Here is a 24,736-nt window from a genome sequence, read left to right on the forward strand (position 1 = left end):
CTGCCGCTCTTCGCCACGCGAGTGAACACCGGACCGCACCGCCGCGAGGGGCCTCACGACGCCTCCTCGCGGGCCAGGCTCAGGAGCCTGCCGCCGAACAGGCGCTCGGCGTCGCCGAGGCGGGCGCGGGCGCGCTCGGCGATCCGCGCGCGGGCGTCCGCGTCCGCGCCGGCGTGGACGTCCAGCTCGGCGCGGGCCGCCCTGACCACCACGGCCGGGTCGGGCGGGGCGTCTTCGGCGGCGGACGGCACGGGGACGCCGGGGACGTTGTGCGCGAGCCGCGCCAGCAGCCTCCGCGCGGCGTCCGGCGCCGGCTCGCCCGTCTCCTCCAGCCGCAGGATGTGCTCGCCCACGCGGATCGCGGTGGTGAGGAAGTCGACGCGGGGGCTGAGCGGGCCGATCGCCCGGCGCTCCTGCGGCCACGTGCTGACCGTGAGCAGGCCCCGCGAGGCCGACAGGCGGTCGGTGAGCGCGGCGCACAGGTAGTACGGGCGGGCGAACGGTGAGGACCGGAAGGAGCGCTCCTCGTCCCGGCGCAGGCTCGCGAGCTGGGTGCCCCTGAGCGACCCCGCGCGCAGGGCGCCGTGCACCGCGACGATCACCCGGGCCGAGGCCGGCACTCCGAGCAGCGTCAGCGCCTCGTGCACCTGCTCCCGCACCGGCACCAGCGAACCAGGCCCGTCCGAACCAGGCCCGTCACCACCCCTTGCCCCCTTACCGGCGGGCTCCGGGGAGTCCTCCAGGGATCCCTCGGCGGGGTCCTGGGGGGCCAGCGCCCGGTCCCAGGCTCGCTCGGCGGTGCGCAGTTCGGCCCGCAGCACCCTGGCGAGCGCGCCGTCACGCCCCCGCACGGCTCGCCGGACCTCCGCCCGGAGCGCGTTGATCCGCTCCTCCAGGGCGTCCAGCCTTTCACTCACGCCCGGAGCGTACCAAGAGTTCCCAGGAGTTCCAGGCAATTCCCATATTCACCGCGCGTCGCCATGGGCGGCGACGCGGCCCTCAGCTCAGGGGCCGGAAGTAGGTCCCGGGGCGCTCGCTGCCCATCACGCCGCCGACGCAGCGGTAGACGCGCACGCCCGACTTGAACGCGTCCGGGCTCGGGGGCAGCGCCGAGACCATCCACTTGGACGGGGAGATCTTCCTGGCGGCCTCCGACCTCGACTGGAGCAGCACCGGCATCGAGCACAGCTTCTTCACCACGGGATGCGCCTCGAGGTCCTGCAGGTCATAGGTGACGCCGTCCACCGGCATCGGGGCCACGGCGAACGTCTCCCACGAGTGGCCCTCCTCGCAGCCGCGGCGCTTGACCGTCACCGACCCCGCGATGGAGACGATGCCGCCCCAGCACTCCGCCTCCTGGCTGCAGGCGGCCTGGGCCCCGGCCACCGACGTCGCGGGGCAGTTCGCCGTGACGGTCTTCACGGTTCCGGCGTCCGGGTCCGTGACGGCCGTGCCCCCGGACGTTCCGCCCGCCGTCGTCGCCGGCGCGCTCGCCGGCGTGGACGCGGTGTCGTCGGGGATCGTGCCCTCGTGCAGGGCGAGGGCCGTCCCGATCGTCAGCAGCAGGGCGAACACCCCGGCCACGGCGACGTACACGCCGGTGTGCGCGTTCTGCTTCGGCGTGTGCGGGGCGAGGGTGCTCGACATCGCCCGCCCGCCCGGACCGGCCACGGACTCCCGGGGGGAGAGGCGCTCAGGCCGCACGTCCACGTGCTGCCGCGACGGCCCGGTCGGAGCCGAATGCCGGGAATGGGCGACGGGCACGGACGAGGCGGGCCGGGCGTACTGCGGCGGCCGCTCGTACGGCCCCGAGAGCCCGGGGGAGCCCGCGTGGGGGAGCGGCGCCGAATGCCCGAGGGGGGCCGGATGCGACAGCGGCCCCGAGTGCCCCGGCTGGGCGCTCGGATACCCCTGCCGCCCGGGGCCTCCCACGGCGGACGGCCCGGAGTTCCCCGGGCCGGAGAGCAGGCCCGCGGGGATCGCGGCGAGGGCGTCGCGCAGGTCGGCGGCGGACGGGGTGCGCTCGCGCGGGTCGGCGGCCATGCCCGCGCGGAGCACGGCGGTCAGCTCGGGCGCCACCCCGGGGATCTCCGGGATCGGACGCCGGTGCAACGCCATGATCATCGCGACGTTGACCACTCCGCTCTCGGGGAAACGCGGCGGACGCCCGTTGAGCAGCGCGTACAGCGTCGCCGACAGCGAGTAGACGTCGCCCGCCGGGCTCGGCTCGGCGAGCTCGAACGCCTCCGGAGGGCCGAACGCCGGGGTCAGCGACTCGCGGGTCACCGACATCTCGCCCTCGGTGTGCGCGGTGGCGGCCAGCCCGAAGTCCGACAGCGCCACCATCCCGTACCCGTTCACCAGGATGTTGGCCGGTTTCACGTCACGGTGCAGCACGCCCGCCGTGTGGGCCGCCGCGAGCGCGTCGGCGATGCGCACGCCGATGTCGCGCACCTCGGCGGGGCTCAGCGGGCCCTGCTCGCGCAGCCGGTCCGACAGCGAACCGCCCGGGCACAGCTCCAGCACCATGTACGGACGCCCGTCGCCGAGCACCCCGGCGTCGTACACGTCCGCCACGTGCGGGTGCCCCGACAGCGCCCCGGCCGAGCTGACCTCGCGCATGAACCGCCGCCGGTCGCGCTCGGAGACCAGCACACGGTTGTCGATCTTGAGAGCGACCTCGCGGCGTACGGCGAGCTGCCGCGCGCGGTACACCACGCCGAACCCGCCCTGGCCGAGGATTCCCAGCACCTCGTACCCCGGCACCTCGGGCGCCCCAGGCTCGCTCACCCGCCACCTCCCTCACGCCCCGCGACCGGCACCCTACCGGAAGCTTCTCGCTCATATTTCCGCATAGATCACACTCGTCGGGCGCCGCGGTGGCGGGGCGAGAGGAAAGCCCTGCTCACCGCAGAGGGGCGCGGCGAGCGGAAAAGGCGAACGCCCGGCGGTCCGCCGGGGACCGCCGGGCGCTCCCGCCGCGCCGGGGTGTGCCGGCGCGGCGGCCTACAGGCGTCCGGGGAGGTGCAGGGGAACGGACGGGGGCGGGGTCAGTGGGAGGCGGTGAGCTGGACGTCCTGGACGCGGGGGTCGCCCTCGTCGGCGAAGTAGTCCGCGGGCCGGGTGGCGTCGGCGCCCTCGGCGAGCTTGGCGGCGCGGGCGACCAGCGTTCCGGCGACGGCCACCACCAGGTTGACGGCCAGGGCCAGGAAACCGGCGTAGATCGTCATCTTGGTGTCCAGGCCCAGCTTCTCCAGCGGGAACGCCGACCCGCCGAAGTGGGCGTGGTTCGTGGCCGGGTTGGCGATGTTGTAGAGCATCAGCAGGCCGGCGGCCATGCCCGCCGCCCACCCGGCGACCAGCCCCGCTCGGTGGAACCAGCGGGTGAACAGGCCGAGCGCGACCGAGGGCAGCGTCTGCAGGATGATCACGCCGCCGATGAGCTGGAGGTCGATGGAGAACTGCGGGTCGATCAGCAGGATGACCAGCACCGCGCCGATCTTCACGACCAGCGAGGCGATCTTGCTGACCGCCGCCTCCTGGGCGTCGGTGGCGTCCCGCCTGATGTACTCCCTGTAGATGTTGCGCGTGAACAGGTTGGCCGCCGCGATCGACATGATCGCCGCGGGCACCAGCGCGCCGATGCCGATGGCGGCGTAGGCGACCCCGGTGAACCAGTCGGGGAACATCGCGTCGAAGAGCTGCGGGACCACCGTGTTGGGGTCGGCCTTGCCGCCGGAGACGATCGGCTTGACCCCGGCGGCGATCGCCATGTAGCCGAGCAGCGCGATGAGGCCGAGCAGCAGGCTGTAGGCGGGCAGCGCGGACATGTTCCGCTTGATCACGCCCCGGCTGCGCGCCGCCAGCACGCCGGTCACGCTGTGCGGGTACAGGAACAGCGCCATCGCCGAGCCGAACGCCAGTGTGACGTACTGGAGCTGGTTGTTCGCGTTGAGCAGATACCCGTCACCCGGCGCGGGGGTGGCCTCGAACTTGGCCCGGGCCGCGTCGAAGATCGAGCCCATGCCGCCGAGCCGCGCCGGAATGTAGATGACCGCCACCAGGATCACGATGTAGATCAGCGTGTCCTTGACGAAGGCGATCAGCGCGGGGGCGCGCAGGCCCGACTGGTAGGTGTAGGCGGCGAGGATCGCGAACGCGATGACGAGCGGCAGCTCGCCGCTGACGCCCATCGACTTCAGCACCGCCTCGATGCCGACGAGCTGCAGGGCGATGTACGGCATCGTGGCGACCAGGCCGGTGATCGCGATCAGCAGGGCCAGCGTGGGCGAGCCGAACCGGGCGCGGACGAAGTCGGCGGGCGTCACCAGGCCGTGCACGTGGGACACCGACCACAGCCGGATCATCACCAGGAACACCATCGGGTAGGTGATGATCGTGTACGGCAGGGCGAAGAACCCGGTCGCGCCGGCGCCGTACAGCAGGGCGGGGACCGCCACGAAGGTGTACGCGGTGTAGAGGTCGCCGCCGACGAGGAACCAGGTGATCCAGGAGCCGAACTTCCGGCCGCCGAGGCCCCACTCGTCCAGGCTGGCGAGGTCGTCGGGGCGGCGCCAGCGGGCCGCGACGAACCCCATGCCGCTGACCAGCAGGAACAGGACGGCGAAGACCAGGATCTCGGTGACGTGCTCGCTCATCGGCCGCCCCTCCGCTTGCCCATCCGGTACACGATGGTGGTGGAGGCGACGCCCAGGACGATGAACGCGAGCTGCAGCCAGTAGAACAGCGGGAACCCGAACAGGCGGGGCTCGTCCGCGTTGTAGAGGGCGGTGATCAGAGGGATGACGATCGGCACGAGCAGCAGCCAGTTCCACGGGCTGCGATCGCTCCTGGCCGGGCGCTGATCGCTGGGGGGCGTGGTCAACTCACTCTCCTCGCGAAAGGGAGGCGGCACCGGCCCTGGTGGGGCCGGTGGTCCGGTTGAGCGGAAGCGTAATTTCGCGCGTGAGGCGGAACCCTCACCAATCGGTGAACGGACCTGTTGGCGCGGTGAACGGGCCCGCCCGGCCGATCCTCCCAGCTCTGGGGCGTCACGCGGGGGAGGCGTGGCCGGGGGACGCCCTTTCGGCGACGGGTTCGGCCCGGTCGCCGTTCATCGTCCCCGCGGCTCTTGACAAGCGGTCTGACTCGCGCGTGAACGGCCGTGACCGGAGTACGGCACGCGTGCCGGGGGCGCGGCGTCAGGCGCGGGCATGGGGAAGCATGATCGACGAGGGGTGCTCGGGATCGTGGAAGACCTCTTGGTCGGCCGCGACCGCCGTGCGGCCGGTGGCCAGCGGCTCGCCGGTGCCGAGGTTGCGCGCCAGCCGGGGGTAGGCCCCGCTCGCGATCTGGACCCGCACCCGGTGCCCCCGCAGGAAGCGGTGGGCGATCGGCCACAGCTCGACCTCGACGCGGCGCACGTCGTCCGCGTCGGCGGGCGGCGCCCCGGGGAACAGCCGGCGCACGCCCTCGCACACGTTGAACGACGCCCCGTCGGGGCGCACGTCGCAGACGCGGACGACCAGGTCGGTGTAGGGGGTGCTGGAACGCAGGAACACCTCGGCGGTGACCGGGCCGATCAGGTCCAGGTCCTCGCGCAGGGCCTCGCCGGTGTAGACGAGGACGTCCGCCCGGGCCTCCAGGCGCCGGTTGTCGCGGGGCGCGGAGTTGCCGAGCAGCGTCGGGCCGCCGAGGACCGGGGTGGGGTGGGCGGGGTGGTAGCGGTAGCGGTCCGGGGGAGAGTCCTCCGGGCCGCCGGGGCCGAGCCCGAAGCCGGGCCGCAGGTGCCAGCGCCGCACCGTCATCCCGGGCACGGGCCAGTCGTCGTAGTCGCGCCACATCCCCGCGCCGGTGACGTACAGCCGCACGGGGCTCGCCCGCAGGCCCGAGGCGTCGCCGAGCAGATGGGCGCGGAACCAGTTCAGCGCGTCCAGGTTGGCGAGCCGCCCGTGCCGCATGTCCGCGTGGTGCCAGGGCCCGATCGTGAGATGGGGACGCCTCCCGGCCGTGCGCAGGGCCGCGTAGTCCTTGAGCTGCCACGGCAGGAAGACGTCGTACCAGCCGCCGGTCATGGTGACCGCCGCCTCGACCTCGCCGACGGTGGCCGAGAAGTCCCTCTTCTTCCAGAACGGGACGGCCGGGTCGGCGTGGTGGTTGAGCACCTCCTGGTAGAACGGCAGCGTGCGCCCGGCGGCCACCTGGTCGAACTCGCCGACGGGACGGCCGGACATCACCGCCCGCTGGGTGCGGCGCGGGGCGAAGACCGGCGCGGCGCCGCTGAGCGGCCCCGAGAGCATGGCGGTCAGTGTGCTCCAGCTCAGCACGGCCTCCAGCGCGAAAGAGCCGCCCACGTAGGCGGCGTCACGGAACTGGGAGGCGGTCACCTGGGTGGCCATGGCCTTGAGGTCCGGCCCGGCGAACGGCGCTATCGCCCACTGGGCGTACCCGAGGTAGCTCGGGCCGTGCATGGCGAAGGTCCCCCCGTACCAGGACTGGGCGCGCATCCACTCGACGGTCGCCAGCCCGTCGTCCTGCTCGTCCAGCGGGGTGAGCTCGCCGCCGGACCCGAACCCGCCCCTGCAGCTCTGCAGGATCACCTGGAAGCCCTGCCGGGCGAACGACCTGCCGTAGACCAGGCCGAACAGCCCGCGCCTGCCGTAGGGGGAGCGGACGAGGATGGTGGGCGGAGCGCTCACGCCGATCGGGATGTACCGGTCGGCCAGTAGCACGACGCCGTCCGGCATGGGGACCCGCATGTCCCTGTGCACGACGACCCTGTACGGAAACCGAGTCATGGGCGCTCCTCGTTTGGAGTCATACCCCGTTCGATGTAAGCGGCGCGTTACTCTCCGGTAACATGCTAGTGCTATCCTGCGGGTGGCGCTGTGACCTACGTCACTCACCGCCCGGGGTGCCGCCGTCGCCGGTGTGCCGGGGCGGACAAGTGGCGCCGCGCACCGGGGGCCGCTAGCATGCCAGCATGCGAAAGACCTCTTCTGCTCAGTGGTGGCGCCCCGCATAGGCGGCGCGACTTTCGCATACCTACGGACGGCCGCCCCGGGAGGCGGCCGTTTTTCGTGCCCGCCCGGGGCAAATCGAAGATCAAGAAGGGCGGGGCAAGGGTGGAAACGAGCGCATATACCACCGCTGGTGGCATCAAGGTCGAGGTGACGACCGCCGACGTACCCGAGTCGGTGCTGGAGGACGTCGTCTCCTCGCTCGGCGAGCGTCGCGGCGGCGTGCTCTCCTCCGGCATGGAGTACCCCGGCCGCTACAGCCGATGGCACCTCGCCTACGTCGACCCGGTGCTGGAGATCGTCGCCCGCGGCCGCGCCATCTCCGCCCGCGCGCTCAACGCCCGCGGCCGGGTCGTCATGCCCGCGGTCACGAGCTGCCTGCTGGCCGTGGGCAAGCCCACCACCGAACCGGCCCCCGACCACGTCGAGGTCCACATCGCCGAGACCGGGGACATCCTCCCCGAAGAGATGCGCAGCCGCCGTCCCACCGTGTTCACCGCGATCCGCGAGGTCATCGCCGCGTTCGCCGGCGAGGACGAGCACCTCGGCCTGTACGGCGCCTTCGGCTACGACCTGGCGTTCCAGTTCGAGCCGATCCGCCGGCGACTCGAACGCGCGGCCGGCCAGCGCGACCTGGTCCTGCACCTGCCCGACCGCGTCATGGTCATCGACCGCAAGCGCGAGACCAGCCGCGAGTACCTCTACGAGTTCACCGTCGACGGCGTCTCCACGCGCGGCCTCGAACGCGCGGGTGAGACGGTCCCGCTGCCCGCCCCGCCCGCCGAGATCCCCGCCGACCCGGTGCGCGGCGACTACGCGGGCGTGGTCGAGGCCGCCAAGCAGAGGTTCCGCCGCGGCGACCTGTTCGAGGTCGTCCCCGGCCAGGTCTTCCACGCCCCCTGCGCCGACCCGGCGGGCTTCTACCGCCACCTGCGCCAGAGCAACCCCGCCCCCTACGAGTTCCTGTTCAACCTCGGCGAGGGCGAGCACCTCGTCGGCGCCTCGCCCGAGATGTACGTCCGCGTCCAGGGCGACCGGGTCGAGACCTGCCCGATCTCCGGCACGATCGCCCGCGGCGCCGACCCTGTGGAGGACGCCGAGGCCATCCGCACCCTGCTCAGCTCCGTCAAGGAGGAGTCCGAGCTCACCATGTGCACCGACGTCGACCGCAACGACAAGTCGCGGATCTGCGTCCCCGGCTCGGTGCAGGTGATCGGCCGCCGCCAGATCGAGCTCTACTCCCGCCTCATCCACACCGTCGACCACATCGAGGGACGCCTGCGCCCCGGCTTCGACGCCCTGGACGCCTTCCTCACCCACATGTGGGCCGTCACCGTCACCGGCGCCCCCAAGACCTGGGCCATGCAGTTCATCGAGGACCACGAGGCGACCGCCCGACGCTGGTACGGCGGCGCCGTCGGCTACCTCGGCTTCGACGGGGCCATGAACACCGGGCTCACCCTGCGCACCGCCCAGATCCGCGACGGCGTGGCCATCGTCCGGGCCGGCGCCACCCTGCTGTTCGACTCCGACCCCGCGGCCGAGGAACGCGAGACCGAGCTCAAGGCCAGCGCCCTGCTCGGCGCCCTGGCCGCCGTCGGCCGCTCCCAGGACCAGGACCACGCCGCCTCGTCCCCCGCGCCCGAGCGGCCGGGCGAGGGCGTGAAGGTCCTGCTCGTCGACCACGAGGACTCCTTCGTCAACACCCTCGCCGACTACTTCCGCCAGTACGGCGCCGACGTCGTCACCCTGCGCCACGGCTTCCCCCTGACCATGCTGGAGGACGTCGACCCCGGCATGGTGGTCCTCTCGCCCGGCCCCGGCTGGCCGTCCGACTTCGGCTGCTCGGCCCTGCTGGACGCCCTGTACGCGCGCGGGCTGCCCGTGTTCGGCGTCTGCCTCGGCCTCCAGGCGATGGTCGAGCAGGCGGGCGGCGGCCTCTCGCTGCTGTCCCACCCCGAGCACGGCAAGCGCGGCCAGGTCGCCCGGGTGGGCGAGAGCGCGCTGCTGGACGGCCTGCCGCAGGAGTTCACCGCCGCCCGCTACCACTCCCTGCACGCCAAGCGGCCCGACGTGAAGGGGTTCACCGTCACGGCCGAGACCCCCGACGGCGCGGTCATGGCCATCGAGGACGTCGAGAACCGCCGCTTCGCCGTCCAGTTCCACCCCGAGTCCATCCTCACCGTCGAGGGCGGGGCCGGGGCCCGGATCATCGCCAACGTGCTGCGGCTGTGCCGGGATTGAGCCAAGGATCGGGCTGACACGCGGCGGGCACGCCCGGGACGGAGACGGCCCGGGCGTGCCCGCCCACCGCGTCCGCCGCCTTCGGCGGGGTTCCGGACTCGTACTCCAGTACGATGGCGGCGGCCGCAAACGGAGGGGGAACCGAGCGTGGAATTCCTGAGCGATGTGACGGTGGAGCTGGTCAGGCACAGCGCCGCCGACTCCGACGTGGTGTGGGCCGCCCGGGTCTCCACCGCGGGCGAGCAGTCACTGGAGGCCGTCGACCAGGACCCGGAGCGTTCCAAGGGACTGATCAACTACCTCATGCGCGACCGCCACGGCAGCCCCTTCGAGCACAACTCGATGACCTTCTTCATCAGCGCCCCCATCCTCGTCTTCCGCGAATTCCACCGCCACAGGGTCGGCTGGTCATACAATGAGGAGAGTGGTAGGTATCGTGAGCTTCGTCCGGTTTGCTATGTGCCCGGGCGGGAGCGCAAGCTCGTGCAGGAGGGGAAGCCAGGGCGGTACGTCTTCGTCGAAGGGGACGACGAGCAGTACAAGCTGGTGACCGAGACCATGGAGGACTCCTACCGGCGGTCCTACGAGGCCTACCAGGAGATGCTGAAGGCCGGAGTCGCCCGCGAGGTCGCCCGCGCGGTGCTGCCCGTCGGGCTGTTCTCCTCGATGTACGCCACGTGCAACGCCCGCTCGCTGATGCACTTCCTGTCGCTGCGCACCAAGGACGAGCGGGCCACGGTGCCGTCGTTCCCGCAGCGCGAGATCGAGATGGTCGCCGAGAAGATGGAGGCGATCTGGGCCGGGCTGATGCCGCTCACCCACGCCGCCTTCAACGCCGCGGGCCGCGTCGCCCCCTGATCGACCCCTGGCCCCCCGTCGGCCAGGGCGCCGATCACGGTACCGGCCGCCGCGCCGGTCACAGAGCCGGTCACAGCGCCTGTCAGCGGCGGCTCACAGGGCCGGCAGCACGTACACCTCGGCTCCGGGGGGTAAGGCGCAGTCCAGCCCCCCGAGCCGCCGGGCGTTCTCGCCGCAGACGAACATGCTGATGTGACGGCGGATCCCGCCGTACTCGTCGCAGAGGCGTTTTTCCAGCATCGGATGGGTGCGTCGGAGGGTGTGCAGGGCGGCGCCGAGCGTGGGACGGCTCTCGGCGGAGTCCGCCACGGCGAAGACCCGCACCTCGGTCGCTCCGCTGCCCCAGTGGCCGAGCGCGCTGGGCAGCACGAATGTCACGAGCGTGACCGGCTTGGCCATGGGAGTCAGCGCACCGCCGGCGTGGTCTGACGGGCCCGGGCGAAGGGGGGAGAGTGCCGCCGGGGGCCGGCGGCGGGCGGGGTGCCCAGCATGGTCGCCCTTTCTTTCGCGGGGCCGGGCCGCGTCGCCGTTCCCCCCGTCACGGCGTGGCGCCGCCCGGCCGACGTGTCGGCCGCTGCGCGCGGATCGGCATCATCGTGTCACGTCGGCGGGGCGTCCGCCGGACTCCCCGCGATTTGGTGATCAGATCGCCCGGATCGTCCTGCGATATCTGGTTACCCTGCGCGGAAGGCCGGTTTCCGGGCAGGCGCGTGCCCTCATGGTTCGCGGACCGGATCCCGGTGGATCCGGCCAGGGGGCACGCCGTCGTCCTCCAGCAGCCGCACGATCTCGCTCACCATGGCGGGCGGCCCGCAGACGTACACCTCGTGCTCGGTCCAGGAGTGGAACCGGCGCACGGCGTCGGGCAGCGTGCCGCGCATCCCGTCGTAGGCGGGCTCGGCGGACACGACGGGGACGACCCGCAGCCACGGGTAGTGCGCCTCCATCCGGATCAGGTCGCCGAGGTCGTACAGCTCGGCGGCCGTGCGGGCGCCGAACAGCAGGTGGATGTTGGGGCGGTCCCCGGAGGCGATGACGTGCTGGGCGATGGCCTTCAGCGGGGCGAGGCCGGTGCCGCCGGCCACCAGCAGCAGGTCGCGCGGGTGCTCGCTCTCCGGCGGCGTCATGGCGCCGACGGGCGGGCCGAGCAGGACCGAGTCGCCGACGCGCGTCCGGGAGACCAGCGTCGTGCTGACCCACCCGCCGGGGACGGTGCGCACGTGCAGGCGGATGGTGTTGTCCGGGCGGGGCGCGTTGGCGATGGAGTAGGTGCGCCAGACCCGGGGCCAGCGGGGGGTCTGCACGTCGATGTACTGGCCGGCGGCGAAGGGCAGGGGCGCGGCCGGGAGCAGCGTGATGACGGCGAGGCCGGGGGCGCGGGTCTCGTGGTCGACGACCTCCGCGGTCCACCAGGCCGGGGAGACCCCGGCGTCGGCCTCGGCGGCCTCGATCATCATGTTGGCCGCGGCGGTGTAGGCGGCGGCCCACGCCGCCTCGACCTCGGGGGTCCAGCCGTCGCCGACGAAGCGTTTGATCGTGGCCAGGAGCGCGTTGCCCACGGCGGTGTAGTGCTCGGGTAACACGCCGTACTTGCGATGGTCCCGGCCGAGTTGTCCCAGGTAGTTGCGCAGGCTGTCCGGGCTGTCCAGGCTCCAGACGACGCGGGTGAGCGCCCCGAAGAGGCGGTCCCGCTGGACGTCCATGGCGGGCGGGAACAGCCCGCGGAGCTGTGGGCTCTCAGCGAACAGCCTCCCGTAGAAGTACGCGACGGCCTTGCCCATGACGGGCTGGAGGTCCGAGAAACTTTCCTTGACGAGACGCGGATTCAACGACATTTGTCGACGCCACCCTAATAGACCGGAAACGATGTCCGGTCTTGTCGTGCCACCTCCTGACGGTTCCGGGTCGGTGAGCGTCCGGCGGCCCCGGCGCGACCGATCGCTCGAATTGGAGTCTTCCATTCCCTCATGCCCCTCACAACCGTTTCACCACAAGGTGGCGGTAAAGCGAACTGTTCGTAATTGGTGGTTGATTCTCCGTAATGGCCGATCAGGACTGCAGGAAAACGGCCTGAATGAGAGATTTATTCGTATTCGATCGTCGAAATCATGGGCTCGACGCCGGTGCGGGCGAAATGGTGAATCCGTCTCTCATTTCCCCGCCTGCCTGGCGTCCGGCGCGGCGGAGGGGGCGCGGGAGCCCGTGCGGACCGCGCCCGGCGGGCGAGCGGGGCGCTGGGACGGATGTGACTCATGGGGTCAGTGAGACGTGACTGATACCCGGATACGTGACATACCCGGAAATGTTGTGCGCCATGATTGGTCTGCCACCGCTTACTGGGCTGGGTGCCGCCGCAGGGCGGCACGACCGTGCGCGAGCCCCTGGAGACCGCATGTCCCGACCGCTTATCGGTATCACCACATATTTCGACGCCGCCCGCTGGGGCAGCTGGGTGCGCGAGGCCGTCCTCTCGCCGCCCGCGTACGCCAAGGCGGTGGACAAGGCGGGAGGTGCCCCGGTGCTGGTCCCACCGCTCAGCCTGGGCGCCGTGGACGGCTACGTCCGCGGCCTGTCGGGGCTCATCCTCGCCGGCGGCGTGGAGGTCGACCCGGCGGTCTACGGCGAGGAGCGGGACGAGCGGCTCGAGGAGCCCCAGCCGCGGCGCGACAGGTTCGAGATGGCGCTCGCCAAGGCGGCCATCGACGCCGACGTGCCGGTGCTCGGCGTCGCGCGCGGCATGCACGTCCTGAACGTCACCCTGGGCGGCTCGCTGTTCCGGTGGCTGCCCGAGGCCGTCCACCACGACCGGCACGCCGCGAGCACGCCGCACGCCATCCAGGTGAGCGTGTCCAGCAAGGCGGGCAAGGCCATCGGCGACCACATCGAGGTGTCCACGCCCCACCACCAGGGCCTGCGGCGGCTCGGCGCCGGCCTGATGGCCATCGCCTGGGCCGACGACCAGATCGTCGAGGGCGTGGAGCTCCAGGGCCACCGGTTCTGCGTGGGCGTCCAGTGGCACCCCGAGCGGGGCAACGACAACCGCCTGGTGGACGCCCTGGTGGAGGCCGCGATCCACTGACCCGCGGGGAGGCGCGGCCTCGCCGGGCCGCGCGTCAGAAGCTGCGGGGCAGTCCCAGCACCTGGGTCGCCAGATAGTTCAGCAGAAGTTCCTCGGTGACCGGCGCCACCTTGCCGATCCGCGCGTCCGCCAGCAGGCGGGCGACCGGGTACTCCAGGGAGTACGCCATGCCCCCGTGGGTCTGGAAGGCGTGGTCGGCGGCCTCCCAGGCGGCCTGGGAGGCGGTGAGCTTGGCGATGTTGGCCTCGGTCCCGCAGGGCAGGTGCCGGTCGAACAGCCAGGCCGCCTTGTACAGCATCAGCCGCGCCAGCTCGATCTTGGCCTTCACCTGCGCGAGCGGGAACGCGATGGCCTGGTTGGCGCCGATCGGGCGTCCGAAGACCTCCCGCTCCTTGGCGTAGGCCACGGCCACGCGCAGCGCCACCTCCGCCCCGCCCAGGGCGCTCGCGCCGAGCAGGATGCGCTCGGGGTTGAGGACGTCCCACAGCACCACCGCGCCCTGGTCCACCTGGCCGAGCACGTCGGAGGCGGGGACCCGCAGGTCGTCGAAGAACACCATGTTCGAGGGCGTGGTGTTGGCGCCCATCTTCGGGATCGGCCGGTAGGAGAGCCGCCCCTCGGCCACGGCCTTCGGCACGTCCACCAGGAACACGGTGAGCCCGTTGGTGCGGGGCCTGGCCTCGGCCGCCGGGATCGTGCGGGCGACCAGCAGCATCCAGGTGGCCCGCTGGACCCCGGTGATCCAGATCTTCTGCCCGTTGATCACGTACTCGCCGCCGTCGCGGCGGGCGAAGGTGGAGATCGCCAGCGAGTTGGACCCGGCGTCCGGCTCGGTGAGCGCGAAGCACGTCTCCAGCTCACCGGTGGCCAGCTTGGGCAGCAGCGCCGCCTTCTGCTCGGGGGAGCCGTGCCGCGCCAGGGTCAGCGCGCCGAACCCCGGCGTCAGCACGTACGTGAAAGCCGAACCTCCGGCCGAGCCCGAGGCCGACAGCGTCTCGGTCGCCACGGCCAGCTCCAGCAGGCCCTGGCCGCCGCCGCCGTACTCCTCGGGCACGGCCAGGCCCAGCCACCCGCCCTTGGCGAGCTCGGCCCAGACCTCCTCCGGCCAGCGTTTCTCCGCCTCGCACCGCTGCCAGTAGTCCATGTCGTAGCGCGCGCAGATGGCGGCGACGCCGCGACGGACGTCCTCGGCGCTCTCCGGGAGCGTGAAGTCCACCGTGACCTCCAGTGTCTATGGCCGCGCCTTCGGCGCGGCGGGTCAGGCGCGTGGGCGGCGGGCGTGGTAGACGAACGCCGGGGGCAGGTTGCCCCACACCGTGCGGCTCGGCACGACCTCCTCGAAGGCCTCCGTCAGCCGGCGGCGGAACCGCAGGGCCGGGGGCAGCGTGCGGGCGTGGGTGTAGGCGAAGGTCGTGAACGCCCCATCGTGGCCGAGCACCGCCGTGATGGCCTCCAGCAGCCGGTCCTGCAGCCGGGCCGGGAACGCCGCCCACGGCAGCCCGCTGACCACGACGTCGGCCCGCGTCAGGCCGTGTCGCTCCAGCAGGCGGGGCAGGTCGCAGGCGTCGGCGGCGACGACCGTGGCTCCGGGGTGGCGCTCGGAGAGCCGGGCGGCCAGCACCGGGTTGATCTCGACGGCCAGGTGGCGGCCGCGGCCGCCGAGGCGGCGCTGGATCTCGCCGGTGAACACGCCGGTCCCGGGCCCGAGTTCGACGATCACTGGCTCCCCGCGCTCGGGCACGGGCGAGGCGACCACCCGCGCCAGGCGGAGGGAGCTGGGCGCCACCGCGCCGGTTTTGCCCGGCGATCGTACGAACTGCCCGAAGAAGAGGGCTGTGTCATTGGCCATGCCCACGACCTTAGAGAACGGCGGGGCGTGCTCGCTTCCCCAATGCGGTGGATCTCGTGATCGGTTCGGCGTCGGTCTTCAGAAGGAGCGGCGGCGGGCCGCCCGCCCCGCCGCCGCGCGCCGCGCCCCGGTAGGGTCGGCAGCAGATCGACGCGGGGGGCATGAGGGGAGCAAGCCGGTGAGATCGGCCGAGGACCGGATCTGGACGGTTCCGAACGTCCTGAGCATGCTGCGACTGCTCGGCGTGCCGGTGTTCCTGTGGCTCGTGCTCGGGCCCAGGGCCGACGGGTGGGCCCTGGCGCTGCTAATGGCGGCCGGGTTCTCCGACTGGCTCGACGGCAAGCTGGCCCGCGCCTGGAACCAGACCAGCCGGCTCGGCAGGCTGCTCGACCCGCTGGCCGACCGGCTCTACATCCTGGCGACGCTGATCGGCCTGACCCTGCGGGAGGTCATCCCGTGGTGGCTGACCGCGCTGCTCGTCGGCAGGGACCTGGTGCTCCTGCTCGGCGTCCCCGTGCTGCGCAGGCATGGCTTCGGCCCGGCCCTGCCGGTCCACTTCCTCGGCAAGACGGCGACGGCCAGCCTGCTGTACGCCTTCCCGCTGCTCTTCCTGGCGTCCCACGACGGCTGGTACGCCGACGTCGCCCGGATCCTGGGATGGGCCTTCGCCATCTGGGGAACAGGTCTTTATTGGTGGGCGGGGGCGCTTTACGTGGTTCAGGGACGCCGGCTCATCGAAGAGGCGAGCCGGGCATGATCGTATCGTCGGGCCGCCTCGGCGGCACCTCACGGCGATCACCCGCGTAAGCGCGGCCGCGTGCCCACCGTGACGAAACTTCCGGAGGGTGATTTGTGAAGGCCGTCGTGATGGCGGGCGGGGAGGGGACTCGGCTCCGGCCGATGACCGCCAACCAGCCCAAACCCCTGCTTCCCGTGGTGAACCGGCCGATCATGGAGCACGTGCTCCGCCTGCTCAAACGGCACGGTTTCACCGAGACCGTCGTCACCGTGCAGTTCCTCGCCGCGCTCGTGCGCAACTACTTCGGCGACGGCGACGAGCTCGGCATGAGCCTGCACTACGCCACCGAGGAGATCCCGCTCGGCACCGCCGGCAGCGTGAAGAACGCCGCCGACAAGCTGCGCGACGAGCGCTTCCTGGTGATCTCCGGGGACGCGCTGACCGACGTCGACCTGACCGACATGATCAGGTTCCACGAGGAGAACGGCGCCCTGGTCACCATCGGGCTCAAGCGCGTCCCGAACCCGCTGGAGTTCGGCATCATCATCGTGGACGAGCACGGCCGGGTGCAGCGCTTCCTGGAGAAGCCCACCTGGGGCCAGGTCTTCTCCGACACGGTCAACACCGGCGTGTACATCATGGAGCCCGAGGTCCTGGACGAGGTCGCCCCCGGCACGGCCGTCGACTGGTCGGGCGACGTCTTCCCCAAGCTGCTCGCCCGCGGCGCCCCGCTGTACGGCTACGTCGCCTCCGGCTACTGGGAGGACGTCGGCACCCACGAGAGCTACCTCAAGGCCCAGGCCGACGCCCTGTCGGGCCGGGTGCGGCTGGACGCCGACGGCTTCGAGCTGTCCCCGGGCGTGTGGGTGGCCGAGGGCGCCTCGGTCGACCCCGACGCCATCCTCAAGGGCCCCCTGTACATCGGCGGCTACGCCAAGGTCGAGGCCGGCGCCGAGCTGCGCGAGTACACCGTCCTCGGCGACAACGTCGTGGTGAAGGAGGGCGCCTTCCTGCACCGCGCCGTCGTCCACGACAACGTCTACATCGGGCCGAGCGCCCACCTGCGCGGATGCGTCATCGGCAAGAACACCGACATCATGACCGGCGCCCGCATCGAGGAGAACGCCGTCGTCGGCGACGAGTGCGTCATCGAGGCCGAGGCCTACGTCTCCTCCGGGGTGAAGATCTACCCGTTCAAGACGATCGAGGCGGGCGCGGTCGTCAACACCAGCGTGATCTGGGAGTCGCGCGGCCAGCGCAGCCTGTTCGGCCCGCGCGGCGTCTCCGGCCTGGTCAACGTCGAGATCACCCCCGAGCTGTGCGTCCGCCTGGCCAGCGCCTACGCCACCACCCTGAAGAAGGGCGCCTCGGTCATCACCTCGCGCGACTCCTCCCGCGCGGCCCGCGCCCTCAAGCGCGCCGTGATCAGCGCGCTCAACGCCAGCGCCATCAACGTGCTGGACCTGGAGGCCGCCCCGATGCCCGTGGCGCGCTTCCACACCTCCAACGAGACCGCCTCGGGCGGCATCGCCCTGCGCACCACCCCAGGCGACCCCCAGAGCGTCGACATCGTCTTCATGGACGAGAACGGCGCCGACCTGTCCCAGAACGCCCAGCGCAAGCTGGAGCGGGTCTTCTCGCGCCAGGAGTTCAGGCGCGCGTTCCCCGGCGAGATCGCCGAGCTCAGCTTCCCCGCCAGGGCCGTGGAGGACTACACCCGCGAGCTGCTGCGCTGGGTCGACATGTCCGGCGTGCGGGACGCCGAGATGAAGGTCGTCATCGACTGCGCGGGCGGCACCTCCGCGCTGGTGCTGCCGAGCCTGCTCGGCCGGGTCGGCGTCGACGTCCTGACCGTCAACAACCGCCTGGACGACTCCTCGCCGACCGAGACCCTCGCCGAGCGCCGCAGGGACCTGCAGCGCCTGGCCGAGCTCGTGGGGTCCTCCCGGGCCGCGTTCGGCGTGCGGTTCGACCCGGTGGGCGAGCGCATCTCCCTGGTCGACGAGATGGGCCAGCTCATCAGCGAGGAACGCGCCCAGCTCGTCGTCCTGGACCTGGTGGCCGCCGAGCGCCGCGGCGGCCGCGTGGCCCTGCCGGTGACCACCACCCGCGTCGCCGAGCAGGTCTGCCGCTTCCACGGGGCCCAGGTGCAGTGGACCTCCACCGCCCTGGACGCGCTCACCTCGGCCGCGGCCGACCCCGAGCTGATCTTCGCCGCGGACGGGCGCGGCGGCTTCATCGTCCCGGAGTTCGCGCCCACGGTGGACGGCCTGGCCGCCTTCCTGCGCCTGCTCGGCCTGGTCGCCCGCACCCGCCTGTCGCTCAGCCAGATCGACGCGCGCATCCCGCAGGCCAAGATGCTCAAACGCACCGTGCCGACGCCGTGGGCGGCCAAGGGGGCCGTCATGCGGTCGGTGGTGGAGGCCGCCGACGGCTACCGCCTGGACACCACCGACGGCGTCCGGGTGGTGGAGGAGGACGGCGGCTGGGCGCTCATCCTGCCCGACCCCTCCGAGGCCGTCACCCACCTGTGGGCCGAGGGCGACGACCTGGACGTCGCCCAGGCCCTGCTGGAGCGCTGGGCCCGCGTGGTCGAGCAGGCCGTCGGCACCTGACCGCCCGCCCCCCGCGGCCGCCCGCCCGCGCGATACGGGTTCGATCTGCCCCTGAACCACCGTTACCCACCGGTTCCGGTCACATTCGTCCGGCGCGGCGCATGGACCGCGGGGCCGCGCGGGCGGTAGTTTTGGACCGGCGCGGCGAGCCGGGCAGGAAGGGGAAAGGCGAGCAAGTCGTACACGAGCACTCGCCGGCCCCCGCAGCGAGAGCCCGAGCGAGCCTCACCAAGCATGTCCGAACCCGCGAGCACGCCCTCATCTTGACCTTTGCGACTCATCAGCGTATGTTGCGGCATTCGCAGCCTGAGGAACATGAGAAGCGAAGAACCGAGGCACGCCGCCCTGAGCACCGTCGCCGCGACTTCGCGGTAGGAGGCCGAGCCGATCGATGCCGAGCGTCTACTGCACGCAGTGCGGCAATGCCAACCCTGAAGACGCCCGTTTCTGCTCACGGTGCGGGTCGCCACTGAGCCGACCCGAGAGCACGCCGGTGGGGGACACGACCTCGACGATCTCCCTGAGCGGGATCGAGGCGATGGACTCGGAGGCGACGGGGCAGACGCTCCTTCCCGACCGCGCGGCCGTCGACCAGCTGCCACCGGGCACGGCGCTGCTGGTCGTGATGCGCGGGCCGAACGCCGGGAGCCGCTTCCTGCTCGACAGCGAGCTCACCACGGCCGGCCGCCACCCCGAGAGCGACATCTTCCTGGACGATGTGACGGTCTCGCGCCGGCACGCCGAGTTCTACCGGCGGGGCGACTACTACACCGCCAGGGACGTCGGCAGCCTCAACGGCACCTACGTCAACAGGGAGCGCATCGAGGAGCTCCCCCTGTCCGGCGGCGACGAAGTCCAGATTGGCAAGTTCCGGCTGGTGTTCCTCACGCGTGGGTGAGGAGGAACGGTGATGAGCGCGCAGGCCGCCCGGGCGTTCATGAGCATCGGGGAGGTCCTCGAGATCCTTCGGGCGGACTTCCCCGACGTCACCGTCTCCAAGATCCGCTTTCTCGAGGGCGAGGGGCTGATCGAGCCCCAGCGCTCCCCGTCGGGCTACCGCAAGTTCACCCACGCCGACGTCGAGCGCCTGCGGTACATCCTCACCGCCCAGCGTGACCGCTACCTTCCCCTCCGGGTGATCAAGGACCACCTGGAGACGGCGGGCCCGGACGGCGCGACCGCGGCCCGGCCTCGTGCCGTCGGGGGCGAGGCCCCGCCCGCCGAGGTCCGGCTCAGCCGCGCCGAGCTGCTGGAGGCCGCCGAGCTCGACGAGGAGACCCTCGCCGAGCTGGAGGACTACGGCCTGCTGACCCCCGTCGCCCGCTGGTACGACGCCGAGGCCCTCACCGTGGCCAGGGCCACCGGCGCGCTGACCAGGTTCGGCCTGCACCCCCGCCACCTGCGCGTGCTCAAGGCCGCCGCCGAGCGCGAGGCCGGGCTCGTCGAGCAGGCCGTCGCGCCGCTGATGCGCCGGCGCGCCCCGGGCGCGGCCGGCCAGGCGGGGGAGACCGCGCGCGAGATCTCCGCGCTGCTCCAGGAAGTGCGTACCGCCCTGGTGAGGGGCGGTCTGCGGGGCATTCTGGGCCGCTGACGGAGCCGCCCGGACATTTCGGGGTGCGGGGATGTTACGTTGAATTTTGCGGCGATGGTCACGCCGCGAGCTGAGAGCCGCAAGGGAGCAGGCCTGGAACGGGCCGGTGACCCAATGGGACGGAGCCGCGTGTGTTGCAGATGGAGGTCGTGGGGGTCCGCGTGGAGATGCCCACCAACCAGCCCATCGTCCTGCTCAAGGAGGCGAAGGGTGAGCGATATCTGCCGATCTGGATAGGCATGACCGAGGCCACGGCCATCGCCCTGGCTCAGGCAGAGGAGCCGCCTCCCCGGCCGCTCACCCACGACTTGTTCAAGGACGTGATCGAAGCTTTCGGCGTGCGGTTGCAGGCGGTCAACATCGTCGCGCTGCGCGACGGGATCTTCTTCGCCGACCTGGTGTTCTCCAACGGGGTGGAGGTGAGCGCGCGTCCCTCCGACTCCATCGCGCTGGCGCTTCGCACGGGCGCGAGCATCTACGCCAGCGAGGACGTCGTGCGCGAGGCCGGTGTCATCATTCCCGACGACCAGGAGGACGAGGTCGAGAAGTTCCGCGAGTTCCTGGACACGATCACCCCGGAGGACTTCGGCCGTGCGGGTTAGCCATATCGGGCATTTACGCTTCACGACGCGCCGGGCGGGATCGTTGACTGAGCATCGCACCGGTCCTACGGTGCAAGGGAAACCACGGTTGTAATTCACGAACCCCCAGATCAGACCGTGGGATGAGAGAAAGCCGGAGGTCCGCAGTGGCGGTCAGCAGCGGCGAGGGAAAGACGGCCGGCCAGCACGATCCGGCCCAGCGCCGGTCGGCGCGGGAGCGCGCGGGAGAGCAGGGCCTGCTGTTCGACGAGCGGCCGGCGTCGCTGCCCGCCGACGTGGGATACCGCGGCCCGACGGCCTGCTCGGCGGCCGGCATCACCTACCGGCAGCTCGACTACTGGGCCCGCACCCAGCTCGTCGAGCCGTCGGTGCGGGCGGCCCATGGCTCGGGCTCCCAGCGGCTCTACAGCTTTCGCGACATCCTCGTGCTCAAGGTGGTCAAGCGCCTGCTCGACACCGGGGTGTCGCTCCAGCAGATCCGCACCGCGGTGCAGCACCTGCGCGACCGCGGGGTCAACGACCTGGCCCAGATCACGCTGATGAGCGACGGAGTGAGCGTCTACGAGTGCACCTCGGCCGACGAGGTGATCGACCTGCTCGAGGGCGGCCAGGGTGTGTTCGGCATCGCCCTCGGCGGCGTCTGGCGCGAGGTCGAGGGGTCCCTGGCGGAGCTGCCGGGGGAACGGGTCGAGCCGGCCGCCTCGGATTCCGCGGAGGATCACCCGGGTGACGAGCTGGCTCGCCGCAGGAAGGCCCGCAAGACGGGCTGAACGGGCCCGCACCCCTACCGGGGGCCGGGGCAGGGGGTCGCAGTTGTACGCGGTGTGGGGCCGCGCATGGCGAACCCGCAGGCCGGCGGGCCGAGCAACGGGGTGCGGGGACTGGGGTAACCCCCTACCAGGGGCGGGACGGTACAGTTGAGCCGAAGGCTTACGACCCCGCGCGGGAGAGTCCCGGGGAGCGGGCCGGTGCCGCGGCCGCGGCACCGGTGAGCGACCCGGGCGCCGAAGGAGCAACCTCCCCGGAATCTCTCAGGCTCACGTACCGCGCGGGTGAGGCGACTCTGGAAAGCAGGCATGCCCGCCAGGCGTGCCTCACCGACGGTGCAAGCCCCCGCGGGGGGTGAAGCTCTCAGGTCGCGGTGATCGCACCGCGCCGACAGAGGGGGAGACGGCAAACGCGCGTGCCACGCGCCGGTCTCTACCCCACTGGAGGGCATCCATGACCGATCGGTCACCGCTTCGCGACCTGTCCGCACCGCCCTTCGCCACCCGGCACATCGGCCCGGCCGACGCCGAGCAGGCGCGCATGCTGGAGGCCGTCGGCTACGCCTCCGTCGCCGACCTGGTGGCCGTCGCCGTCCCCGAGGTGATCCGCGCCGAGGGCCCGCTGGACCTGCCCGGCGCGGCGAGCGAGACCGAGGCCATCGCCGAGCTGCGCGCGCTGGCCTCCCGAAACCGGGTGCTCACCTCGATGATCGGGCTTGGCTACCACGACACGATCACCCCCGCGGTCATCCGGCGCAACCTGCTGGAGAACCCCGGCTGGTACACCGCCTACACGCCCTACCAGCCGGAGATCTCGCAGGGCCGCCTGGAGGCGCTGCTCAACTTCCAGACCATGATCAGCGACCTCACCGGCCTGGACGTCGCCGGCGCCTCGCTGCTGGACGAGGCCACCGCCGCCGCCGAGGCGATGACGCTGGCCCGCCGCGCCGGCCGCGCCAAGAGCCCGGTGTTCGTCGTGGACGCCGACACCCTCCCGCAGACCAAGGCCGTGCTCGCCACCCGCGCCGAGCCGCTCGGCATCGAGCTGGCCGAGGCCGACCTCTCCGAGGGCCTGCCCGAGGGCGAGCTGTTCGCCGTCCTCGTCCAGTACCCCGGGGCGAGCGGCCGCCTGAAGGACTTCCGCGCCGTCGCCGACGAGGCCCACGCCCGCGGCGCGCTGGTCGTCGTCGCCGCCGACCTGCTCGCGCTCACGCTCACCGAGGCCCCCGGCTTCCTCGGCGCCGACATCGCGGTCGGCTCCTCCCAGCGCTTCGGCGTCCCGCTCGGTTTCGGCGGCCCGCACGCCGCCTACATGTCCGTCCGCGAGGGCCTGCAGCGGCAGATGCCCGGCCGCCTGGTGGGCGTGTCGCAGGACGCCGACGGGCGCCCCGCCTACCGGCTGGCCCTGCAGACCCGCGAGCAGCACATCCGCCGGGAGAAGGCCACCAGCAACATCTGCACCGCCCAGGTCCTGCTGGCCGTCATCGCCGGCATGTACGCCGCCTACCACGGCCCCGAGGGCCTGCGGCGCATCGCCCAGCGCGTCCACCGGCACGCCGCGATCCTGGCGGCCGGGCTGCGCGGCGGCGGCGTCGAGGTCGTCCACGACGCGTTCTTCGACACCGTCCTGGCCCGCGTTCCCGGCCGGGCGGCCGGCGTCGCCGCCGCGGCCCGCGACCGGGGCGTCAACCTGCGCCTGGTGGACGCCGACCACGTGGGCGTCACCTGCGATGAGAAGACCACCGGCGAGCACCTGGCCGCCGTCTGGGAGGCGTTCGGCCTGGACGGGGTCGTGCTGGACGACCTGGACACCGCCGCCTCCGACGCGCTGCCGGCAGAGCTGCTGCGTACCACCGACCACCTGACCCACCCGGTCTTCCACTCCCACCGCTCCGAGACCGCGATGCTGCGCTACCTGCGCAGGCTGCAGGACAAGGACATCGCGCTGGACCGGTCGATGATCCCGCTCGGCTCCTGCACGATGAAGCTGAACGCCACGACCGAGATGGAGCCGATCACCTGGCCCGAGCTGGCGGGCATCCACCCGTACGCGCCGGCCGACCAGGTCGAGGGCTACCTCTCCCTGATCGCCGACCTGGAGCGCTGGCTGGCCGAGGTCACCGGCTACGCCGCGGTCTCCCTGCAGCCCAACGCCGGCTCCCAGGGCGAGTTCGCCGGACTGCTCGCCATCCGCGCCTACCACCGCGCGGGCGGCGAGCACGAGCGCGACGTCTGCCTCATCCCGTCCTCCGCCCACGGCACCAACGCCGCGAGCGCGGTCATGGCGGGCATGCGGGTCGTCGTGGTGGCCTGCGACGACCAGGGCAACGTGGACGTCGCCGACCTCGACGCCAAGATCGCCAAGCACCGCGACCGGCTCGCCGCGATCATGGTCACCTACCCCTCGACGCACGGCGTGTACGAGGAGACGATCACCGCGATCTGCGAGCGGGTGCACGAGGCCGGCGGCCAGGTCTACGTCGACGGCGCCAACCTCAACGCGCTGGTCGGCCTGGCCAAGCCCGGGGCCTTCGGCGCGGACGTCTCCCACCTCAACCTGCACAAGACCTTCTGCATCCCGCACGGCGGCGGCGGCCCGGGCGTCGGCCCGGTGGCGGTCCGCGCCCACCTGGCGCCCTACCTGCCCGGCCACCCGCTGGAGGACGACGCGCCGGTCGGCCCGGTCTCGGCCGCGCCGTACGGCTCGGCGGGCATCCTGCCGATCTCCTGGGCCTATGTGCGCATGATGGGCGGCGAGGGGCTCAAGGCGGCCACCGAGCAGGCGATCCTGTCGGCCAACTACCTCGCCAGGCGCCTGGCCCCGCACTACCCGGTGCTCTACACCGGCCGCGAGGGCCTGGTCGCCCACGAGTGCATCGTCGACCTGCGCCAGATCACCAAGGAGACCGGCGTCACCGTCGATGACGTCGCCAAGCGGCTGGTCGACTACGGCTTCCACGCCCCCACGATGTCGTTCCCGGTGGCGGGCACCCTGATGATCGAGCCGACCGAGAGCGAGGACCTCGCCGAGCTCGACCGGTTCTGCGACGCCATGATCGCGATCAGGGGCGAGATCGCCAAGGTGGCCTCCGGCGCCTACGACCGGGCCGACAACCCGCTCCGCAACGCCCCGCACACGGCCGACTGCCTGGTGGCCGACGACTGGAAGCACCCCTACACCCGTACCGAGGCGGCCTATCCGGTGCCCGCGCTGCGGGAGGGCAAGTACTGGTCGCCGGTGCGCCGCATCGACCAGGCCTACGGTGACCGCAACCTTGTGTGCTCCTGCCCCCCGCTGGAGGCATACGAGGACTGACGACCGTCCTCCGCCGCCTGTCCCGATCGGCATAATATGTCGCGCGCGACGGCGCGC

19 protein-coding genes and 1 riboswitch are annotated in these 24,736 nt (G+C 72.2%); of the genes, 10 read left to right on the plus strand and 9 right to left on the minus strand.

Annotated elements, in window-relative coordinates:
* Positions 1-53: 53 nt before the first annotated feature.
* The 5 genes from AB0M95_RS12595 to AB0M95_RS12615 all read right to left on the minus strand — a co-directional run bounded on the left by AB0M95_RS12595 (position 54) and on the right by AB0M95_RS12615 (position 6,797).
* Positions 54-917, minus strand: a complete 864-nt coding sequence (locus AB0M95_RS12595; protein WP_363762760.1) for a hypothetical protein — start codon at positions 915-917, stop codon at positions 54-56.
* A gap of 82 nt (positions 918-999) precedes the next feature.
* The gene (locus tag AB0M95_RS12600; protein ID WP_363762763.1) at positions 1,000-2,790 is read right to left on the minus strand and encodes a protein kinase; all 1,791 of its coding nucleotides are present in this window, start codon (positions 2,788-2,790) and stop codon (positions 1,000-1,002) included.
* A 260-nt stretch (positions 2,791-3,050) separates the two neighbouring features.
* Positions 3,051-4,658 (minus strand): monocarboxylate uptake permease MctP, encoded by a 1,608-nt coding sequence (mctP, locus tag AB0M95_RS12605; protein WP_363762765.1) that lies wholly within the window; start codon positions 4,656-4,658, stop codon positions 3,051-3,053.
* Positions 4,655-4,885, minus strand: coding sequence for a DUF3311 domain-containing protein (locus AB0M95_RS12610; RefSeq protein WP_363762768.1), 231 nt, complete (start codon positions 4,883-4,885; stop codon positions 4,655-4,657). The genes mctP and AB0M95_RS12610 overlap by 4 nt, the downstream gene beginning before the upstream one ends.
* Before the next feature lie 316 nt (positions 4,886-5,201).
* Entirely contained in the window at positions 5,202-6,797 is a 1,596-nt protein-coding gene (locus AB0M95_RS12615; protein WP_363762771.1) for a CocE/NonD family hydrolase, read from the minus strand.
* A 327-nt stretch (positions 6,798-7,124) separates the two neighbouring features.
* Here AB0M95_RS12615 and AB0M95_RS12620 point away from each other — a divergent pair, with 327 nt between their 5' ends.
* Both AB0M95_RS12620 and thyX read left to right on the plus strand, forming a co-directional pair.
* Positions 7,125-9,263 carry an anthranilate synthase component I gene (locus tag AB0M95_RS12620; protein WP_363762774.1) on the plus strand — a complete coding sequence of 713 codons (2,139 nt, stop codon included), beginning with the start codon at positions 7,125-7,127 and terminating at the stop codon, positions 9,261-9,263.
* Between the two features lie 147 nt (positions 9,264-9,410).
* Positions 9,411-10,121 (plus strand): FAD-dependent thymidylate synthase, encoded by a 711-nt coding sequence (thyX, locus tag AB0M95_RS12625; protein ID WP_363762777.1) that lies wholly within the window; start codon positions 9,411-9,413, stop codon positions 10,119-10,121.
* 93 nt (positions 10,122-10,214) lie between these two features.
* On the opposite strand, the gene AB0M95_RS12630 is transcribed toward thyX, so the two are convergent.
* Positions 10,215-10,520 carry a hypothetical protein gene (locus tag AB0M95_RS12630; protein ID WP_358523482.1) on the minus strand — a complete coding sequence of 102 codons (306 nt, stop codon included), beginning with the start codon at positions 10,518-10,520 and terminating at the stop codon, positions 10,215-10,217.
* Positions 10,521-10,837: 317 nt separating this feature from the next.
* The gene (locus tag AB0M95_RS12635) at positions 10,838-11,956 is read right to left on the minus strand and encodes a globin domain-containing protein (RefSeq protein WP_363762780.1); all 1,119 of its coding nucleotides are present in this window, start codon (positions 11,954-11,956) and stop codon (positions 10,838-10,840) included.
* Between the two features lie 557 nt (positions 11,957-12,513).
* Here AB0M95_RS12635 and AB0M95_RS12640 point away from each other — a divergent pair.
* Positions 12,514-13,200: a gamma-glutamyl-gamma-aminobutyrate hydrolase family protein gene (locus AB0M95_RS12640; RefSeq protein ID WP_363762784.1), complete on the plus strand. Its 687-nt coding sequence runs from the start codon at positions 12,514-12,516 to the stop codon at positions 13,198-13,200.
* Between the two features lie 34 nt (positions 13,201-13,234).
* Here the strand turns inward: AB0M95_RS12640 and AB0M95_RS12645 are convergent, their stop codons facing one another.
* The gene (locus AB0M95_RS12645; protein ID WP_363762787.1) at positions 13,235-14,416 is read right to left on the minus strand and encodes an acyl-CoA dehydrogenase family protein; all 1,182 of its coding nucleotides are present in this window, start codon (positions 14,414-14,416) and stop codon (positions 13,235-13,237) included.
* Positions 14,417-14,458: 42 nt separating this feature from the next.
* Entirely contained in the window at positions 14,459-15,049 is a 591-nt protein-coding gene (locus tag AB0M95_RS12650; protein ID WP_358523470.1) for a methyltransferase domain-containing protein, read from the minus strand.
* Positions 15,050-15,227: 178 nt separating this feature from the next.
* Here AB0M95_RS12650 and AB0M95_RS12655 point away from each other — a divergent pair, with 178 nt between their 5' ends.
* From AB0M95_RS12655 to gcvP, 7 genes are all read left to right on the plus strand, one after another.
* Positions 15,228-15,806 carry a CDP-alcohol phosphatidyltransferase family protein gene (locus AB0M95_RS12655; RefSeq protein WP_363762791.1) on the plus strand — a complete coding sequence of 193 codons (579 nt, stop codon included), beginning with the start codon at positions 15,228-15,230 and terminating at the stop codon, positions 15,804-15,806.
* A gap of 95 nt (positions 15,807-15,901) precedes the next feature.
* Positions 15,902-18,403 (plus strand): mannose-1-phosphate guanyltransferase, encoded by a 2,502-nt coding sequence (locus tag AB0M95_RS12660; protein ID WP_363762793.1) that lies wholly within the window; start codon positions 15,902-15,904, stop codon positions 18,401-18,403.
* Positions 18,404-18,794: 391 nt separating this feature from the next.
* The gene (locus AB0M95_RS12665) at positions 18,795-19,301 is read left to right on the plus strand and encodes an FHA domain-containing protein (RefSeq protein WP_358523463.1); all 507 of its coding nucleotides are present in this window, start codon (positions 18,795-18,797) and stop codon (positions 19,299-19,301) included.
* Positions 19,302-19,313: 12 nt separating this feature from the next.
* Positions 19,314-19,994, plus strand: a complete 681-nt coding sequence (locus AB0M95_RS12670; protein WP_363762796.1) for a MerR family transcriptional regulator — start codon at positions 19,314-19,316, stop codon at positions 19,992-19,994.
* A 131-nt stretch (positions 19,995-20,125) separates the two neighbouring features.
* A complete protein-coding gene (locus AB0M95_RS12675; RefSeq protein WP_358523458.1) occupies positions 20,126-20,596 on the plus strand; it encodes a bifunctional nuclease family protein in 471 nt (156 codons plus the stop codon).
* A gap of 146 nt (positions 20,597-20,742) precedes the next feature.
* Complete coding sequence (locus tag AB0M95_RS12680; protein ID WP_358523455.1) at positions 20,743-21,366, plus strand: MerR family transcriptional regulator; 624 nt, start codon at positions 20,743-20,745, stop codon at positions 21,364-21,366.
* 163 nt (positions 21,367-21,529) lie between these two features.
* A riboswitch (glycine riboswitch) is annotated at positions 21,530-21,653 on the plus strand.
* Positions 21,654-21,817: 164 nt separating this feature from the next.
* The gene (gene gcvP / locus AB0M95_RS12685) at positions 21,818-24,679 is read left to right on the plus strand and encodes an aminomethyl-transferring glycine dehydrogenase (RefSeq protein WP_363762800.1); all 2,862 of its coding nucleotides are present in this window, start codon (positions 21,818-21,820) and stop codon (positions 24,677-24,679) included.
* The last annotated feature ends 57 nt before the right edge of the window (positions 24,680-24,736 follow it).

It is taken from the genome of Sphaerisporangium sp. NPDC051017, from assembly GCF_040683095.1.
Classification (GTDB): Bacteria; Actinomycetota; Actinomycetes; order Streptosporangiales; family Streptosporangiaceae; genus Sphaerisporangium.

What these genes read in the sequence shown, in the direction of transcription:
- mctP (WP_363762765.1), bottom strand. Translation starts at nt 4,658, where the DNA reads ATGAGCGAGCACGTCACCGAGATCCTGGTCTTCGCCGTCCTGTTCCTG.
- AB0M95_RS12615 (WP_363762771.1), bottom strand. Translation starts at nt 6,797, where the DNA reads ATGACTCGGTTTCCGTACAGGGTCGTCGTGCACAGGGACATGCGGGTC.
- AB0M95_RS12630 (WP_358523482.1), bottom strand. Translation starts at nt 10,520, where the DNA reads ATGGCCAAGCCGGTCACGCTCGTGACATTCGTGCTGCCCAGCGCGCTC.
- AB0M95_RS12635 (WP_363762780.1), bottom strand. Translation starts at nt 11,956, where the DNA reads ATGTCGTTGAATCCGCGTCTCGTCAAGGAAAGTTTCTCGGACCTCCAG.
- AB0M95_RS12640 (WP_363762784.1), top strand. Translation starts at nt 12,514, where the DNA reads ATGTCCCGACCGCTTATCGGTATCACCACATATTTCGACGCCGCCCGC.
- AB0M95_RS12650 (WP_358523470.1), bottom strand. Translation starts at nt 15,049, where the DNA reads ATGGCCAATGACACAGCCCTCTTCTTCGGGCAGTTCGTACGATCGCCG.
- AB0M95_RS12665 (WP_358523463.1), top strand. Translation starts at nt 18,795, where the DNA reads ATGCCGAGCGTCTACTGCACGCAGTGCGGCAATGCCAACCCTGAAGAC.
- AB0M95_RS12670 (WP_363762796.1), top strand. Translation starts at nt 19,314, where the DNA reads ATGAGCGCGCAGGCCGCCCGGGCGTTCATGAGCATCGGGGAGGTCCTC.
- gcvP (WP_363762800.1), top strand. Translation starts at nt 21,818, where the DNA reads ATGACCGATCGGTCACCGCTTCGCGACCTGTCCGCACCGCCCTTCGCC.